Genomic DNA, 16,249 nt, shown 5'->3' with positions numbered 1-16,249 from the left:
AAGGGGCCCGGCATCCTGCCGGGCCCCTTCGACGTGCGTGCCGCCGCCCGGTTCAGGCAGGCGGGTTGCCGGTGGAGACCTTGAGCGTGATCTGCGGCATGTCCTCGGGGTCGACGTCGGTGCCGGCCGGCGGGAACTGCTCGCGGACGGATCCCTCGCCGTAGACGTTCTCGTCCACGTTGACGATCTTCAGGTCGCCCCAGCCGGCCGCCTGGAAGCACTCCTTGACCGACTTGATGTACTTGAACTTGAAGTTCGGGAGCCGGATCTTGTCGGGGTCGTTGTACGACTCCTGCGGCTCCTCGCACTCCTCCTTGTCGATCGTCTTCGACGTGTCCGGCCCGCGGTAGCCCTCCGCCTTGGTGGCCGACGCCGAGGGCGTGCTGCCGCCGCCCTTGTTCTCCTCGCCGCCGCCGCCGTTCAGCGCCAGCGCGGCGATCAGGCCGCCGACCGCGAGGACGGAGACCACGACCGAGCCGACGATCACCGGGCGGTTGCCCCGCCCCCCGCCCGGGCCGCCCGACGCGGCGGGCGGCGGCGAGATCGTGTACGGGGCGGGCGTCGCCGGGCCGGACTGCGCGGAGTAGGCCGACGGGTGCGGCGTCGGGTAGCCCCCCTGCTGCGGGTAGCCGTACGACGGGGCCGGAGCCGGGGAGCCGTACGGGTGGGGCGTGGGGGTGGGGCTCGGCTGGTACGGGGTCTGGACGTTGCCCGACTGCGCCGGGCCGGTCTGGTCGACCGGCGGGAACACCGCGGAGCCGACGCCCGAGCCGGCCGGCGCCTGCGTGCCGGGGACGATGCTCGGCGGGGCCGCCTGGAAGGACTGGCCCACCCGCAGGCACTCCCCGCGCATCGCCTCGGCGCTGGGGAACCGCTCGTTGGGGTTCTTCTTCAGGGCGCGGGCGATCAGCGCGTCCACGGCCGGGGGCAGCGAACGGTTGATGGAGGAGGCGGCCGGCGGCTCCTCCTGCACGTGGGCGTAGGCGATGGCCAGCGGGGAGTCGGCGTCGAACGGGAGGCGGCCGGTGACCAGCTGGAACAGCATGATGCCGACCGAGTAGAGGTCGGACCGGGCGTCCACGCCCCGGCCGAGCGCCTGCTCCGGCGAGAGGTACTGGGGGGTGCCGACGACCATGCCGGTCTGCGTCATCGACGTGACACCGGACTGCATGGCGCGGGCGATGCCGAAGTCCATGACCTTGACCACGTCGCGCTTGGTCATCATCACGTTGCCCGGCTTGATGTCCCGGTGGACCAGGCCCATCTCGTGGCTGATCTCCAGGGCCGCGAGCACGTCCGCGGTGATCTTCAGGGCCTTGTCGGCGGGCATCGCGCCGTGCCGGCGCACGTCCTCGTCGAGCACCGAGCCCAGCGGGCGGCCCTCGACGTACTCCATGACGATGTACGGGGTGGTCATGCCGTCGAGGTCGTCCTCGCCGGTGTCGAAGACCGACACGATGTTGGTGTGCGTGAGCTTGGCCACGGACTGCGCCTCGCGGCGGAAGCGCTCACGGAAGGCCTGCTCCCGGCCGAGTTCCGTGTGCAGTGTCTTGATCGCGACCTGACGGTCGAGCACGCTGTCGTACGCGAGGTGGACGGAGGCCATGCCGCCCTGGCCGAGCAGGTCCCGCAGTTGGTAACGTCCGCCGGCGAGCGAACGTCCCGCGTGGTGGCCCTGTGCGCCGTCCTGGCTCATGTTCCGCTTCCCCCGTAGCCTCTCCGGCGCCGTCGTCGGTGACCGTCCGTCGTAGATCCCGTGTGCTATTCCCGGCCAAGTCTGCCGCAGGTCACCGACACGTCAAGCGCGGTGCCCGTTCCGTGACCGTACGCGAAAGAAGCGTCGCGGAAGCGTTACCGCAGGCGTACGGCCGGTACACGCAATTTGCACGACCGTATGGAGTGCGGGTTTCATGACCGGTCCGTCTCGTCCCGGTCCCCGCGGGCCGTACCGGACCGAAGGCTCGCGCAAAGGCTGTAGCGTGGCTCGACGGAGAGACCGTGACAACACCGCGCGTACCGCGGGCAGAAACGACGGCGAGGACTGATGGCACAGCAGCAGCGCGCCCAGGGCCCGTCCGACCCCGAGGCGACTGGCGGCGGCATGTCGGACGCGCCGGACAACTGGGGCAACGGCGGGCTCGTCGGCGACGGCCGGTACCGGCTGACGCACCGGCTCGGCCGGGGCGGCATGGCCGAGGTGTTCGCCGCCGAGGACGTGCGTCTGGGACGCACCGTCGCCGTCAAGCTGCTGCGTTCCGACCTCGCCGAGGACCCGATCGCCAAGGCCCGCTTCACGCGTGAGGCACAGTCCGTCGCCGGCCTCAACCACCATGCGATCGTCGCCGTCTACGACTCCGGCGAGGACGTCATGGGCGGCCAGCCCGTGCCGTACATCGTGATGGAGCTGGTCGAGGGCCGCACCATCCGGGACCTGCTGATGAACGCCGAGGCGCCGGGCCCCGAGCAGGCGCTGATCATCGTCTCCGGGGTGCTGGAGGCACTCGCCTACTCCCACCAGCACGGCATCGTGCACCGGGACATCAAGCCCGCCAACGTCATCATCACCAACAACGGCGCCGTGAAGGTGATGGACTTCGGCATCGCCCGTGCCCTGCACGGCGCGTCCACGACGATGACGCAGACCGGCATGGTCATGGGCACCCCGCAGTACCTTTCGCCGGAGCAGGCGCTCGGCAAGGCCGTCGACCACCGCTCCGACCTGTACGCCACCGGCTGCCTGATGTACGAACTGCTGGCGCTGCGTCCCCCGTTCACCGGTGAGACGCCGCTGTCGGTGGTGTACCAGCACGTCCAGGACATCCCCACGCCGCCGTCCGAGGCGTCGGACGCGAGCCCGCCGGAACTGGACGGGCTGGTGATGCGCTCGCTCGCCAAGGAGCCGGACGACCGCTTCCAGACGGCCGAGGAGATGCGCGGGCTGGTCCAGTACGCGCTGCAGATGCTCTACGACCAGGGCGGCCACACCGGCACCTGGAACACCGGCCCGGTCGACGTGCACGACGGCCGCAGCACCCCGGCGGCCGGCTTCGCCGGCACGTCCGTGATGCCGCACCCCGACGCCGCGGGCACCGCGGCGATCCCGCAGCCGATCCTGCCCGCCGGGTACGGCGGCGGGGACGACGGCGGCTTCGAGGGCGGCGGCAACCGCGGCAGCGGGCGCGGCAAGCTGTGGGTGCTGGCCGTGCTCGCGGTGATCGCCGTCGTGGCCGGTGTCGCCCTGGCGCTCAACAACTCCGGTGGCGCGGGGGGCGGCGAGAAGCCGGAGAAGTCGCCGACGACCTCGCAGACCACCGAGGACGAGAAGTCCAGCGAGAGCCCCAGCGACGACGTCGACCAGGAGCCGAGCCAGGACACCGACCCGGGCACCGGGACGGGCTCCGGCGGCAACTGGACGCCGACCCAGCAGCCGACCGAGCGGCCCACGCAGCAGCCCACCCCGGACCCGACGGGTGACCCGACGGGCCAGGACCCGACGGCACCGACCGACCCGACCACGGAGCCGGAGGAGCCGTCGACCCCGCCCGCGACGCAGCCGACGGGCGGCGGCGCGGCAGAGGGCGCGACCGGCGGCGGCGAGGACGCCGGCGGCACGGGCGACGTCGGCAACTGACGCCCGGGCGCAGGCCGCCGTCCCGCGCGTTCCCCGTCCGCACTCCGCTGCCCCGTGCCACGGACGCGCCCGCCTCGTGCCGCGGACGCGTCCGCCTCGTGCCAGGGGTGCGCCCGCCTCATGCCACGAACGCGTCGCACACCGCGTCGTACTCCCGGGTCCGCCACACGGCCAGCGCGGCCGTGGCGGGGAACTGGTCGTCCGCGCGGGTGTCGGCGCGTTCGTAGTGCCAGCGCAGGATCCAGAAGTCGTTGAGGCGTTCCCACCAGACCCGGTGCACCGCCGCCGCCAGGTCCGACGGCGTGGCCGCGGCGGCACCCCGGTAGGCCCGGGCGTAGGCCCGCACGCGCGGCAGGTCGAGGGTGCCGCCGGGCCGCACGAAGAAGATCGCCGCGGCCCGCACCGCCTCCTCCGCGCGGGGCTGCACGCCCAGCCGGTCCCAGTCGACGATGGCGGCCGGCGCGTCTCCCCGGTAGAGCAGGTTGAACGGGTGGAAGTCGCCGTGCACCCACCCCACCGCGCCACCGCGCGGGGGGCGCCGGTGCGCGTGCCGTTCCAGGAGCGTGCGGCGTTCCAGCAGCCGGTGCCGGGCGAGGGCGTCGATCAGGTCGAAGGTGTCGGCCGGGTCGGCGGCGGGGGCCGGTCCGGCGGCCGTGCGGCCGTGCGCCGGCATCACGCGCTCCAGACCGGCGTGCACCGCGCCGAGCAGCGCCCCCAGCCGACCGCACTGCTCGGGGGTGAGCTGGCCGCCGTGGCGGTGCCGGCCGTCGATCCACGGGTGCAGGGCGAAGGCGTGGCCGCCGACCAGCACGACGGTGCGCCCGTCCCGCGCGGGCAGCGGCGGCGCCACCGGGACCCCGAGCCCGGCCAGGCGCAGGGTGGCCCGGTGCTGACGGCCGATCGCCGCCGGGTCCGCGGTCTCCGGGTCGAAGTGGTGCTTGAGGAAGTAGCGGCCGCGCGTCGTGCGCAGGCGGTAACCGCGGTTGAGCAGCCCCTCCTCGACGGGCTCGCAGGTGACGGCCGAACCGGCGGCGTACCGGCTCAGGAGGGCGCGCAGAGGGGGCGCGTGCGGTGCGGGAGGTGGTACACGGAGTTGCGACACGCGCCGGATGCTAGGGGAACGCGCACCCCCGTGAGCTGCGCGGTGTCACACCCAGTCAATTCCGGTCGCACTGGGTGTCCGTTCCGACGCCGGTGGTGCGGCTCGGCTCTTCCCGAGCCCGGGGTGGCCGGGATAACGTGCCGTTGCTCCGGCCTCCTGCAAGGCTGTGACCAGTGCACCCGCAAGACCTTCCCGATTTACTTGGAAATCCAAGCAAAAACGCAGGTCAGGTGGGGTTTCACAGAAATGTGTCGCACTGGGTAACGTGCACATTGCAGGGCGCTCGCCGGGGCACCTGTCACGCCTGTTCCCGGTCGAGTGGCACCCACCCCGTGCCCGGTGGCCGAAAACAGGTGAGCCTTTCCCGCTCCGTGAGCGGGGAAGACCCCCAGGTCACCCGGCAACCCCGGGGGCCGGACCGACGGAGGAGCACACGTGACCGTGGAGAGCACTGCCCCGCGCACACCGCGACGCAGCGCCGGAAGCAAGGCCGGCGCCACCGGCACCAAGAGCGGCGCCGCGGCCAAGAAGGCCACCGGCGCGGCCAAGAAGGCCACCACCGCCAGGAAGGCCACCGGTGCCGCCGCGAGCGCCGAGCCCGCCCTCGTCCAGCTGCTGACGCCCGAGGGCAAGCGCGTCAAGAACGCCGAGTTCGATCCGTACGTCGCCGACATCACCGCCGACGACCTGCGCGGGCTGTACCGCGACATGGTGCTCACCCGCCGCTTCGACGCCGAGGCCACCTCGCTGCAGCGCCAGGGCGAGCTGGGCCTGTGGGCCTCGCTGCTCGGCCAGGAGGCGGCGCAGATCGGCTCCGGCCGGGCGCTGCGCGACGACGACTACGTCTTCCCCACCTACCGCGAGCACGGCGTCGCCTGGTGCCGGGGAGTCGACCCCACCAACCTGCTCGGCATGTTCCGCGGCGTGAACAACGGCGGCTGGGACCCCAACAGCAACAACTTCCACCTGTACACGATCGTCATCGGCTCCCAGACGCTGCACGCCACCGGCTACGCCATGGGCATCACCAAGGACGGCGCGGACAGCGCCGTCGTCGCCTACTTCGGCGACGGTGCCTCCAGCCAGGGCGACGTCGCCGAGGCGTTCACCTTCTCCGCGGTCTACAACGCCCCGGTCGTCTTCTTCTGCCAGAACAACCAGTGGGCGATCTCCGAGCCGACCGAGAAGCAGTCCCGGGTGCCGCTCTACCAGCGCGCCCGCGGCTTCGGCTTCCCGGGCCTGCGCGTGGACGGCAACGACGTCCTCGCGACGCTCGCCGCCACCAGGTGGGCCCTGGAGCGGGCCCGCAGCGGTGAGGGCCCGACGCTGCTGGAGGCGTTCACCTACCGCATGGGCGCCCACACCACCTCCGACGACCCCACCCGCTACCGCCACGACGACGAGCGGGCCGCCTGGGAGGCCAAGGACCCGCTCCTGCGCCTGCGCCGCCACCTCGAACTCTCAAACCACGCGGACGAGGGATTCTTCGCGGAACTGGAGACCGAGTCCGAGGCGTTGGGCAAACGAGTGCGCGAAGCGGTCCGTGCCATGCCGGACCCGGACCACTTCGCCATCTTCGAGAACGTCTACGCGGACGGACACGCCCTCGTCGACGAGGAACGGGCGCAGTTCGCCGCCTACCAGGCGTCCTTCGCCGACGCGGACGGGGGTAAGTGACATGGCAGAGAAGATGGCCCTGGCCAAGGCGATCAACGAGTCGCTGCGCCGCGCCCTGGAGACGGACCCGAAGGTCCTCGTCATGGGCGAGGACGTCGGCAAGCTGGGCGGCGTGTTCCGGGTGACGGACGGGCTGCAGAAGGACTTCGGCGAGAGCCGCGTCATCGACACCCCGCTCGCCGAGTCGGGCATCGTCGGCACGGCGATCGGCCTGGCCCTGCGCGGCTACCGCCCGGTCGTGGAGATCCAGTTCGACGGCTTCGTCTTCCCGGCGTACGACCAGATCGTCACGCAGCTCGCGAAGATGCACGCCCGCGCGCTGGGCAAGGTCAAGATGCCCGTCGTCGTGCGGATCCCCTACGGCGGCGGCATCGGCGCGGTGGAGCACCACTCCGAGTCCCCCGAGTCGCTGTTCGCGCACGTCGCCGGCCTGAAGATCGTCTCGCCGTCGAACGCCTCGGACGCGTACTGGATGATGCAGCAGGCCATCCAGAGCGACGACCCGGTGATCTTCTTCGAGCCCAAGCGGCGCTACTGGGACAAGGCCGAGGTCAACACCGAGGCCATCCCCGGCCCCCTGCACACCGCGCACGTGGCCCGCGAGGGCACCGACCTGACGCTGGTGGCCTACGGCCCGATGGTGAAGCTCTGCCAGGAGGTCGCGGACGCGGCCGCCGAGGAGGGCCGCTCCCTGGAGGTGCTGGACCTGCGCTCGGTCTCCCCGATCGACTTCGACGCGATCCAGGCGTCCGTGGAGAAGACGCGCCGCCTGGTCGTCGTCCACGAGGCCCCGGTGTTCTTCGGCTCGGGCGCTGAGATCGCCGCCCGGATCACGGAGCGCTGCTTCTACCACCTGGAGGCCCCGGTCCTGCGGGTGGGCGGCTACCACGCGCCGTACCCGCCGGCCCGCCTGGAGGAGTCCTACCTCCCGGATTTGGACCGGGTGCTCGATGCCGTCGACCGCTCGATGGCGTACTGAGGAGGGGGTCGTGACGACGATGACGAACGCGTCCGTACGCGAGTTCAAGATGCCGGACGTGGGCGAGGGCCTCACCGAGGCCGAGATCCTCAAGTGGTACGTCCAGCCCGGTGACACCGTCACCGACGGCCAGGTGGTCTGCGAGGTCGAGACGGCCAAGGCGGCCGTCGAACTGCCCATCCCCTACGACGGCGTGGTCCGCGCCCTGCACTTCCCGGAGGGCACCACGGTCGACGTGGGCACGTCCATCATCGCGGTGGACGTCTCCGGCGGCGCGGCTCCGGCCGAGGAGGCGGCGCCGCCCGCGCCGGACACCGCGGCCGAGCCCGAGCCGGAGCCGGAGTCGAAGGGCTCGGGCCGCCAGCCCGTGCTGGTCGGCTACGGCGTGGCCACGTCCTCCACCCGCCGCCGCCCGCGCAAGCCGGCGGCTCCCCAGCCGGAACTCAACGGCCACACCCCGCCCCCGGCGCCCGCCGCCGAGCCCGCCCCGGCGCCCGCCGCCGAGCCGGTCGCGGGCGGGCAGCGTCCCCTGGCCAAGCCGCCCGTGCGCAAGCTGGCCAAGGACCTCGGCGTCGACCTGACCACGGTCGTCCCGACCGGCCCGGACGGCATCATCACCCGGGACGACGTGCACGCGGCGGCTCAGCCGAAGGCGCCCGAGCCCCAGGCCCAGGCCCAGACCCCGGCCCCCGCCGCCCCGGCCCCGGCCCCGGCCCCGGCCCCGGCGCCCGCGCCCGCAGCCGCGGCTCCCGCAGCGGCGTCCTACGACACCGCCCGCGAGACCCGCGTCCCGGTCAAGGGCGTGCGCAAGGCGACGGCGGCGGCGATGGTCGGCTCGGCCTTCACCGCACCGCACGTCACCGAGTTCGTGACGGTCGACGTGACCCGCACGATGAAGCTGGTCGAGGAGCTCAAGCAGGACAAGGAGTTCGCCGGGCTGCGGGTCAACCCGCTGCTGCTGATCGCCAAGGCCCTGCTGGTCGCGATCCGGCGCAACCCCGACATCAACGCCTCCTGGGACGAGGCGGCCCAGGAGATCGTGGTCAAGCACTACGTCAACCTGGGCATCGCGGCGGCCACCCCCCGCGGCCTGATCGTCCCGAACATCAAGGACGCCCACGCCAAGACCCTGCCGCAACTGGCCGCGTCCCTCGGTGAACTGGTGTCCACGGCACGGGAGGGCAAGACCTCCCCGGCCGCGATGCAGGGCGGCACGGTGACCATCACCAATGTCGGCGTCTTCGGCGTCGACACGGGCACGCCCATCCTGAACCCCGGCGAGTCCGCGATCCTCGCGGTCGGTGCGATCAAGCTCCAGCCGTGGGTCCACAAGGGCAAGGTGAAGCCGCGTCAGGTCACCACCCTCGCCCTGTCCTTCGACCACCGCCTGGTCGACGGCGAACTCGGCTCCAAGGTCCTGGCCGACGTGGCCGCGGTCCTGGAACAGCCGAAGAGGCTGATCACCTGGGCCTGACGGCCACGATCCGGATCGGCTGACGCCGGGAGGGGCGCCGCATGTTCGAGTGGCGGCGCCCCTCCTGCCTCCCCCCGGCCCGCTGCCCCTCCCGCCGTCGCAGCCTCGGCTCGTTCCCGCAGCCCCGGGCAGCTATACACGACGCGTATACATGCCGTGTATAGTCCGCCCATGGCCACCGTGACCACCTTCCGCCGCGACGCTCCCGGCACCGCCCTCAGCGCGATCGCAGCCTTCGGGCTGCTCCTCGGCTGGGCGACCTACACCCTGCACGGGATCACACCGGTGCTGGACCGGGCGACCAACTCGGTCTCGACCTGGATCCTGTGGACCGCGCTGGCCGGGGCACTCGTGCCGTCCCGGCGGGGCGCCGTGGCGGGCGGGCCGCTGATGATGCTGTTCACCTGCTCCGGGTACTACGCGGCGTCCACGCTCGGGGGCCACTTCGGCGCCGGAGGGCTCGGCACCGCCGCGGTGTGGACCGTTGCGGGGCTGGCCGGCGGGCCGTTGCTGGGCTGGGCCGGGTGGACGGTGCGCCGCGGCTCCGGGCAGGTGCGGGCGGCGGCGGGTGCGGTCGTGGCGATGGTGGTGCTGGGCGAGGGGCTCTGGTTCGGCCTGGCCCTGCACTACTGGACCGGGGCGACCGTCTTCCTGACGGCCGGCGTCCTCCTTACCGCCGTCCTGACGACGTACCTCGTGCGCGCCCGCGTCCCCCGGGCCTGGCTCTGCCCCCTACTCGCCCCGCTCCTCGCCGCCGTCTTCGTCGGCGCCGAGGAGCTGATCCTGGACGCCTTGATCGGGACCGTCTGACGGCAGCTCCCACGGAAGCCGTTGTTCAGGGGTCCCCCTGCGGCCTCGACCCGGTGAAGCGGCGGACGACGAGGGCGAGCCACCCACTGGGGGAGAACGGCACGGGCGGGTCGACCTCCATGCCCAGTTCGGCCAGGGCGAGAGCGTAATCGAACTCGTCGAGGTCGAGGGCGAGCAGTTCATGCACTTCACCGACGAGACGGGCGGTCAGCTGGGTGTCGCTGCCGGCGCGGTAGTCGTCGAGGGCCGCGTCGTGATCGTCGAACTCGTCGGGCATGTCCTGGGAGAACCACCCGCCCAGGAGCTGGGCGAGCTCGGGGAACCGCGCATGCCACTCCCAGTGGGTGGCCGGAGCTGACGGGGCCGGAACCTCCCCCTGTTCGACGCTGTGGCGGATGTGGTCGGCCAGGCAGCGGAGCCACTGCTGGATCTCCCCCTCGGGCAGGCCGACGTCGGGGATCGCGTAGAACTCGCCCAGGCGCAGCCGGAGGCGTCCGGGCGGATTTTCCGCGTACTCCCGCAGCTGGCGTTCGGCCGTGGCCAGGGCCCAGGGACGGGTGTGCCAGGTGTGGCGCAGGTAGGCGGTGAGGGCCTTGCTCGGCTCATCAGGGGTGTCGTCCGCGGGCTGACCGAGGTAGGCGCGCACGACCTGGTCCAGCTCGCCGTAGCGGCGGTCGTGATCGAAAGGGCTCAGTGGCACGGTGGGTTGCCTCTTCAGGGTCAGAGGTAGATCGGGAAAGTGGCATGTACGGCGAAGCCGTGAGGCCGGGAGGGATCCCGCTTGAGGATCACCCGCGCGGCGCGTACATCCACCGGCTCCCGGCCGGCCAGCATCATCGCCTGCAGCAGCACCCGCCCTACCGGCGCGTCACGGGACGGCCAGGACGCCTCGACGGTGAGCCGGGGCCTGGTGGACTGCGCAAGCCAACGGTGGATGAGCTGCTCGTTGGCGCTGACGACGTGCTGGGTGGCCCACTGGGCCGTCTCGTGATCGGGGTAGGTGGCGGTTCGGGTGCGCATCTAGTCGGCCTTCGTCCGAGGGTTGGTGGGTTGGGGCTCCCACAGAGGCGAGTGGGCTTCCTTCAGGTGCTCGATGCACAGCCGGGCAAGAAGAGGGAAGAGATCCATGAAGTCCCCGGCACCTTGGGAGTCGGCCCCCATGGCGGCGTAGAAGAACTGGTCCATCTGTTCTTCGGTGTGGAACATTGCGATGGCCTGGGAGCACTCGGAGACGACGCTCGGGAGTTCCCAGGGGCAGTGGGGGTGGGTTTCTGCAATGTACAAGCGGATGCGTTCCTCGGCCCCGGGGCCCTGCTCGTCCTTGCTGACGGCGACGCCGTCGTGGCCGAACCGGGCCGGGAGGAGGTGTTCGAGACGCGGGAAGCGCAGGAGCAACTCCCGTGCAGTAAAGGGAACTTCCGCGTATGAGCGACGATCGGCCCGAGAGTCCCACTCTTCCATATGACGAGCGATCTGCCGGAGAACGTCGGGCGTTCGCTCCCTGGTCGCAGCTTGGGGGATCCCCAGCAAGTCCGGATGGGAGCCGTCGGGGAACTGCTCGTAGAGATCCCCGGCCACGCGGAGTTCCCTAGCGATCTCCGCCATTTTTCGCCCACCGTCCAACTCGGCCCTGCGGGTACCACGCAACAGCGGAAAGAGCTCTGCCTGCCATTGCCCGGGATCGTCGGGGATCCGCCGACTCTCACCGTCGTACCGGTCCAGCACCCTGTGGGCGCCCTCGAGGAACGAGTGACGTCCGGGTTCATTGTGTGCAGGGCGTCGCCTGATGGGAGTCGAGGAACAGGTTGGTTCCCACAGCGGTGAGTGGGCTTCCTTCAGGTGATCGATGCACAGACGGGCAAAGAGTGGGAAGAAATCCATGAAGTCGTCGGACCCTCCCGCTCCGCCGCCCATGGCGTAGTGGCAGAAGAACTGGTCCATCTGGTATTCCGTGTGGAACAGTGCGATGGCCTGGTAGCACTCGGAGACGACGCTCGGCATCTCCCACGGGCAGCGGGGATGAGTCTCCCGGATGTACATGCGGATGCCTTCTTCCGTAGTGGCATCCTGCATGTCATCGCTGATGGCGACACCGTCCTGACCGAAGTAGATCGGGAGGATCTGATCAAAGCGTGGGAAACGGAGCAGCAATTCCCTCGTGGTCAGGGGGACACTCAGGTAGGAAGCGTCGTCGATTCGGTGATCCCAATTGTCCACATGATCGGCGATCTCTTTCCAGGTGTCGGGCGTGCGCTCCTCAGTGGCGGACCGCGGAATGCGGTCGAGAGCTTGCTGAATGGTGTCTGACGAATCGGGAAATAGTTCTGCCGCCAACCTCAGCTGGGCTGCGATTTCAGTCAGATTCCGTCTTCCGTCGCAGGCAGAGTTGCGGATCCCGCGGATGAGCGGGAAGAGATGCATCTGCCACTGAGCAGGGTCATCGGGGATGCTCCGGCCCCACCCGTCGTAGCGGTCCAGGAGCATGCGGGCGCCTTCGAATGTCCAGTACCCGACCTTTGCTCGATCCGTCACGCAGTCATCCTATCCTTTGGACTCCTTGTTCTTGGGCATCGAGGTCAACACAGTGATGGGTGGGTCGAGGTCCGGGTTGTAGAGGACCCGCGTCTCCACACCGTACACATCCTGGGTCGCATGGGCGGGGAAGGGGTGATTTTTGATTTCCTCCTTGCCGATACTCCTCCCCGTGACTCCGAACGGAGTTGTTTCGAGGAATAGATCGGTGCGATCGCCGCGCTTCCGGTCCGGGTCGGAAAGCCAATCCTGGAGTTCTTTTGAATTCTTGTCGATGTTGTACTGCGTCAGTCTCTGGGCCGTTTCGAGGTCTTTGAAGGACGAGGCCTCTGCGACTCTTGGCTGGCCGTGAGGCCATTCCGTGCCCGGGCGGGGCGGTTTCTTGAGGTCGTCGCGCAGGCGTTGGGCCAGTTGGTTGTCGTCCAGGCCGACGTGTTTGCTGACCGTGTGGGAGTTCTCCAACCACTCCGTCGAGGCGAGGTCCACTTTGTAGATGCCACGGTCCGCGTCGCCCGGCGTGCTCCACTTGTGTTCCGCCTTGAACTCGTTCAACGCCCGTGCCCCGAAGGCCTCCGCGCGTGCCTCCTCCGACGCGTAGGTGGGTGCGCTGAGCCAGGCCTCCTGGAGTTCCGGCAAGAGGGACCGCAGCTTTTCGGCTCCTTCGTGGAAAGCCTGGTGCCGTGCTTCCACTGCCTTGTCGACGCCGGACTTGTCCATGTAGGACCGGAAGACGAGCACGACCTCGCCGAACGTGAGCACGGCGGCCAGTCTGGTGAGGTCGGACCAGCTGATGCCATCCGGTACGAAGTGTCTGACGGTCGCCTTGGTGGCCTCCAGGGCGAGCCGCTGGGTGGTTTCCCGGCCCCTGTCAGCGGCGCCCGCGGCCTCGTGGAAGACGTTCTCCATGGTGTCGCCGGTCTTCCTGAGGACCTCGATGATGGGGCGTCGAGTGGCCGGGTTCTCCCTGAAGTTGGTGCGCCAGTCGCGTCCGCCCTGCTGCTTCGGAGGTACGGCGTCCCCGTTCTCGTCCCACTTGCCGCCCCAGGCCGTCGTTCCCCAGATCGACTGGCAGAAGCCGTTCATGGCGCTCTGCCACTCACCGTTGCTCCCGTCCGTGATGTACCGGATGCACTGGGTGAAGTGGTCTGCGGATTCCTGCGCCGCCTTGCCGGCCGCTGCCCAGGCATTCCCGATGCTGCGTAGTTCGTCCGTCCGGGCACCCGGTGTGATCTCGTGGGTCTTGCCGAGCCGAAGCCCTTCTTCGACGGCGGGCTTGATCAAGTCGGCCAGGAAGTCCGGGATCTCACCGATTCCCGCGAGGAAGGCCGTGTCCGTGCCGTCGCCCGTGCCGGTCCATTTGATGGAGGCGACGGGCCCGTACGAGACCTTGCCGACCCCGATCGGAGGATCTCTCCGGGGCGGCGGTCCGTGCATACCGCGGGAGTGCCAGTCGGCGGCCACGTAGGTGTTGGCCGTATCGGTCAGGCCGACGGCGACGCCACCGATGCTCTGGATGCTTCTGGCCCACACGTCCAAGAACTTCTCCGCCACGTCCTTGTAGGCCGCGGCGAATGCGTCCGAACCCTCTCCCTTGCCCGCCGCCTGTCGGTAGTGCACGTTCTCGACGTGCTGGGTGGCGGTCTTGTGGAACGTGAACTGCTCGTCCCGGATCAGCGCGGACGTGTAGTAGAGGTGGGCGGGCTTGACGTCGAAGCCGCCGCCACCGCTGTCCGGGGCGGGTTGCTTGAGCTGTTGGCGCTCCCACGCGCGGCGGGCGTCGGAGGGGCGGCCGTCCGGCTCCGTGGCAGGCGGTGGTGGCGGCTCGTAGTCCGGGTCGGGGGACGTGCCGGGGCTCGGTTCGGGCAGCGGTGGGGTGGAGGGCTTCTCCGCCTCGGGGACCGGCGCGGGCGGTGTGGCCGACGGGCTCGGCTGCGGGGGCGCTGGGGTAGCCATCAGCCGGCTCCCCAGCTCCGCAGGACCGCTTTGTGTGCCGCCGAGTAGTTGGTGTGCCCGTTGGTCACATAGGCGCGCAGCCACTTCTGGGCCGCCTGCAGATCCTGGGCCGAGCGGTCCCATTCGTCGAGCTTCTCGACGAAGACCTCACGGGTTTCGCCCGTCCAGGTCAGGACGACCGGCTCGACACGGTCGTACAGGTCGTCCAGCTTCTCGTTGAGTTTCTTGAGAACGTCCTCCAGTTCGCCCGCCAGTTCGTGGAGCGTCGTGAAGGTGACGGCTATGTGGTCGTCGGCGGCGCCGGTTCCGCTGGGCATGGATTCCCCCGTGTGCTGTGGGCGGCTTTCAGTAGGTGTCGAGGCTGCTGTGCCGCGGCGGGGGCACAGCGTCCGGGTTCGGTGTGGAGAGCCGGTCGACCTCGCTGTCGATGTCCACCTGGACCGCGCGGATGCGGGCGAGTACGGCCAGGTCTTCCTCGGAGAAGCCGTCGCGGCTGAGGCGTACGGCCTGCTCCAGATGCTTCATCACTTCGCGGATGCGCACGGCGTCTTCGGCCGCGGCCCGGTGGAACTTCCGGTAGGTCGTCGCCGCCGGGCCCTGCCAGCCGGCCTCGATGCGGTCCACGAGCGCGTCCATGCGGCGGACCTGCTTGTCCAAGTGGTCCTGCATGTCGTGCAGGTCGTTCGCCAGCCTGGTCAGCTTGGGAGCCGATACGCGCAGGTCCGGTGTGTTCCCCTGAGCCGAGCCCCCTGGTCCGGACACTCCCATGCCGTGCTTCGCCCCCGTCGCACCGTCGATGCAAGTCCTCTGGTCCTGAGGGATTTTACGCACCGGGGGACGGGTGGCCGGGGCAGGTGGTGCGGGCTGACCAGGGGTGGTGGACGCGCTGTCGTTACTCCGGTGTCGCGCCTCCGGGCCTCGGCTTTTTCTGCGCATCCGACCGCCCAACGCCGAGGGGCTCACCCGCGCCCGTGCGCCGGTGAGCCCCTGGTCGGGTCGGGCCGGTGATGGGTGGCCGTCGGCCGGCGGGTCAGATCCTGCCGAAGCCGTAGCCCAGGAGCTTCTTGGCGTCCTTCTCGCGCTGGGCGCCCGAGGAGGAGGTCAGGACGGTGCCGATGACCGTCTTGCCGTTCCGCGTCGCGGCGAAGACCAGGCAGTACTTCGAGACGGAGCCGGAGCCGGTCTTCACGCCGATCGTGCCGCTGTAGTTGCTGAGCAGCGTGTTGGTGTTGGTCCACGGCGCCATCGTGCGGGTGCTGCCCGTCTTCGTCTTCGTCTTGGCCGTGTACTTCTTGGTCTTGACGATCGTGCGGAACGTGGAGTTCTTCATCGCGCTGCTGGCGATCTTCGTCAGGTCGCGCGGGGTGGAGTAGTTCTTGCCGTTGCCGATGCCGTCGAACGAGTCGAAGTGGGTGTTCTTCAGCCCCAGCTTCTTCGCGTCCGCGTTCATCTTGCCGATGAAGGACTTCACCCGGGCCGCCCGGGTCTTGCCCGAGCCGAACTTGTCGGCGAGCGCGTACGCCGCGTCGCAGCCGGACGGCAGCATCAGCCCGTAGAGCAGCTGGCGCACGGTGACCTTGTCGCCCACGATGAGGCGGGCGGACGAGGCTGTCTTGGAGACGATGTAGTCGCTGTAGGCCTTCTGGATCGTGACCTTGGCGTCGAGGTTCAGGTTCTTCTGCGCCAGGACGACCTTGGCGGTCATGATCTTCGTCGTGGAGCCGGTCGAGCGGCGGGTGTCCGCGGCCTTGGTGTACAGCGACTTGCCGTTCGCGTTGTTCATCACGTAGCCGCCCTTGGCGACGATCGTGGGCGCGGCGGCGGCCTGGGCGGGAGCAGCGTGGAGGGCTCCGGAGGCGAGGACGGCGCCTGTGGTCAGGGCCACGCCGATCGCTCTGCTCAGACGGATGCCCTTGATGCCGTTTTTCAACTGAGGTACCCCGATTGCCGTGAATGACCGTACGGTGCGGTCGAGTTGAGGTGCGGCCTGCAGGGGGCCGCACGTGTCTGACTCGCACCGGGGGGTGATGGTTGTGCGGGGTCAGTGAAAAAACCCGGGCCGTCGCCGTCCGTCGCCGTCCGTCGCCGGTC

Annotated in this window: 14 protein-coding genes; 5 read left to right on the top strand and 9 right to left on the bottom strand. The window is 70.1% G+C overall.

Going from position 1 to position 16,249, the window contains the following annotated elements:
* Positions 1 to 52 precede the first annotated feature (52 nt).
* Positions 53 to 1,696: a protein kinase domain-containing protein gene (locus ACSU53_RS15015; RefSeq protein ID WP_437028068.1), complete on the bottom strand. Its 1,644-nt coding sequence runs from the start codon at positions 1,694 to 1,696 to the stop codon at positions 53 to 55.
* A gap of 348 nt (positions 1,697 to 2,044) precedes the next feature.
* Here ACSU53_RS15015 and ACSU53_RS15010 point away from each other — a divergent pair, with 348 nt between their 5' ends.
* Positions 2,045 to 3,631 carry a protein kinase domain-containing protein gene (locus ACSU53_RS15010; RefSeq protein WP_437028066.1) on the top strand — a complete coding sequence of 529 codons (1,587 nt, stop codon included), beginning with the start codon at positions 2,045 to 2,047 and terminating at the stop codon, positions 3,629 to 3,631.
* Between the two features lie 118 nt (positions 3,632 to 3,749).
* On the opposite strand, the gene ACSU53_RS15005 is transcribed toward ACSU53_RS15010, so the two are convergent.
* Positions 3,750 to 4,733, bottom strand: coding sequence for a phosphotransferase enzyme family protein (locus tag ACSU53_RS15005; RefSeq protein WP_437028064.1), 984 nt, complete (start codon positions 4,731 to 4,733; stop codon positions 3,750 to 3,752).
* A gap of 435 nt (positions 4,734 to 5,168) precedes the next feature.
* Here ACSU53_RS15005 and pdhA point away from each other — a divergent pair, with 435 nt between their 5' ends.
* From pdhA to ACSU53_RS14985, 4 genes are all read left to right on the top strand, one after another.
* Complete coding sequence (gene pdhA / locus ACSU53_RS15000; RefSeq protein WP_437028062.1) at positions 5,169 to 6,410, top strand: pyruvate dehydrogenase (acetyl-transferring) E1 component subunit alpha; 1,242 nt, start codon at positions 5,169 to 5,171, stop codon at positions 6,408 to 6,410.
* Between the two features lies 1 nt (position 6,411).
* Positions 6,412 to 7,389, top strand: a complete 978-nt coding sequence (locus tag ACSU53_RS14995; RefSeq protein ID WP_437028060.1) for an alpha-ketoacid dehydrogenase subunit beta — start codon at positions 6,412 to 6,414, stop codon at positions 7,387 to 7,389.
* 10 nt (positions 7,390 to 7,399) lie between these two features.
* Positions 7,400 to 8,863, top strand: a complete 1,464-nt coding sequence (locus ACSU53_RS14990; protein ID WP_437028058.1) for a dihydrolipoamide acetyltransferase family protein — start codon at positions 7,400 to 7,402, stop codon at positions 8,861 to 8,863.
* A 171-nt stretch (positions 8,864 to 9,034) separates the two neighbouring features.
* Complete coding sequence (locus ACSU53_RS14985) at positions 9,035 to 9,673, top strand: DUF6518 family protein (protein WP_437028056.1); 639 nt, start codon at positions 9,035 to 9,037, stop codon at positions 9,671 to 9,673.
* 25 nt (positions 9,674 to 9,698) lie between these two features.
* Here ACSU53_RS14985 and ACSU53_RS14980 read toward each other — a convergent pair whose 3' ends face one another.
* From ACSU53_RS14980 to ACSU53_RS14950, 7 genes are all read right to left on the bottom strand, one after another.
* Positions 9,699 to 10,373: a contact-dependent growth inhibition system immunity protein gene (locus ACSU53_RS14980; RefSeq protein WP_437028055.1), complete on the bottom strand. Its 675-nt coding sequence runs from the start codon at positions 10,371 to 10,373 to the stop codon at positions 9,699 to 9,701.
* A gap of 20 nt (positions 10,374 to 10,393) precedes the next feature.
* On the bottom strand, positions 10,394 to 10,693 hold the full coding sequence (locus tag ACSU53_RS14975) for an RNase A-like domain-containing protein (protein ID WP_437028053.1): 300 nt from the start codon (positions 10,691 to 10,693) through the stop codon (positions 10,394 to 10,396).
* A complete protein-coding gene (locus ACSU53_RS14970; protein WP_437028051.1) occupies positions 10,694 to 12,205 on the bottom strand; it encodes a hypothetical protein in 1,512 nt (503 codons plus the stop codon).
* 9 nt (positions 12,206 to 12,214) lie between these two features.
* Entirely contained in the window at positions 12,215 to 14,158 is a 1,944-nt protein-coding gene (locus ACSU53_RS14965; RefSeq protein WP_437028049.1) for an RNase A-like domain-containing protein, read from the bottom strand.
* Positions 14,158 to 14,475 (bottom strand): WXG100 family type VII secretion target, encoded by a 318-nt coding sequence (locus ACSU53_RS14960; RefSeq protein ID WP_437028047.1) that lies wholly within the window; start codon positions 14,473 to 14,475, stop codon positions 14,158 to 14,160. The genes ACSU53_RS14965 and ACSU53_RS14960 overlap by 1 nt, the downstream gene beginning before the upstream one ends.
* Before the next feature lie 28 nt (positions 14,476 to 14,503).
* A complete protein-coding gene (locus tag ACSU53_RS14955) occupies positions 14,504 to 14,926 on the bottom strand; it encodes a WXG100 family type VII secretion target (protein ID WP_437028045.1) in 423 nt (140 codons plus the stop codon).
* Positions 14,927 to 15,188: 262 nt separating this feature from the next.
* Complete coding sequence (locus ACSU53_RS14950) at positions 15,189 to 16,088, bottom strand: D-alanyl-D-alanine carboxypeptidase family protein (RefSeq protein ID WP_437028043.1); 900 nt, start codon at positions 16,086 to 16,088, stop codon at positions 15,189 to 15,191.
* Positions 16,089 to 16,249: the final 161 nt, after the last annotated feature.

Origin of the sequence: Streptomyces sp. enrichment culture (genome assembly GCF_964273255.1) — a bacterium.
Taxonomy (GTDB): Bacteria; Actinomycetota; Actinomycetes; order Streptomycetales; family Streptomycetaceae; genus Streptomyces.
Note: the sequence above shows the minus strand (reverse complement) of the source record. Positions and strands in the feature narration are given on the sequence as shown.

Bases quoted from the DNA above. Each gene is read 5' to 3' on its own strand.
- ACSU53_RS15015 (WP_437028068.1), bottom strand. From the start codon at position 1,696: ATGAGCCAGGACGGCGCACAGGGCCACCACGCGGGACGTTCGCTCGCC.
- ACSU53_RS15010 (WP_437028066.1), top strand. From the start codon at position 2,045: ATGGCACAGCAGCAGCGCGCCCAGGGCCCGTCCGACCCCGAGGCGACT.
- ACSU53_RS14995 (WP_437028060.1), top strand. From the start codon at position 6,412: ATGGCAGAGAAGATGGCCCTGGCCAAGGCGATCAACGAGTCGCTGCGC.
- ACSU53_RS14985 (WP_437028056.1), top strand. From the start codon at position 9,035: ATGGCCACCGTGACCACCTTCCGCCGCGACGCTCCCGGCACCGCCCTC.
- ACSU53_RS14975 (WP_437028053.1), bottom strand. From the start codon at position 10,693: ATGCGCACCCGAACCGCCACCTACCCCGATCACGAGACGGCCCAGTGG.
- ACSU53_RS14965 (WP_437028049.1), bottom strand. From the start codon at position 14,158: ATGGCTACCCCAGCGCCCCCGCAGCCGAGCCCGTCGGCCACACCGCCC.
- ACSU53_RS14960 (WP_437028047.1), bottom strand. From the start codon at position 14,475: ATGCCCAGCGGAACCGGCGCCGCCGACGACCACATAGCCGTCACCTTC.
- ACSU53_RS14955 (WP_437028045.1), bottom strand. From the start codon at position 14,926: ATGGGAGTGTCCGGACCAGGGGGCTCGGCTCAGGGGAACACACCGGAC.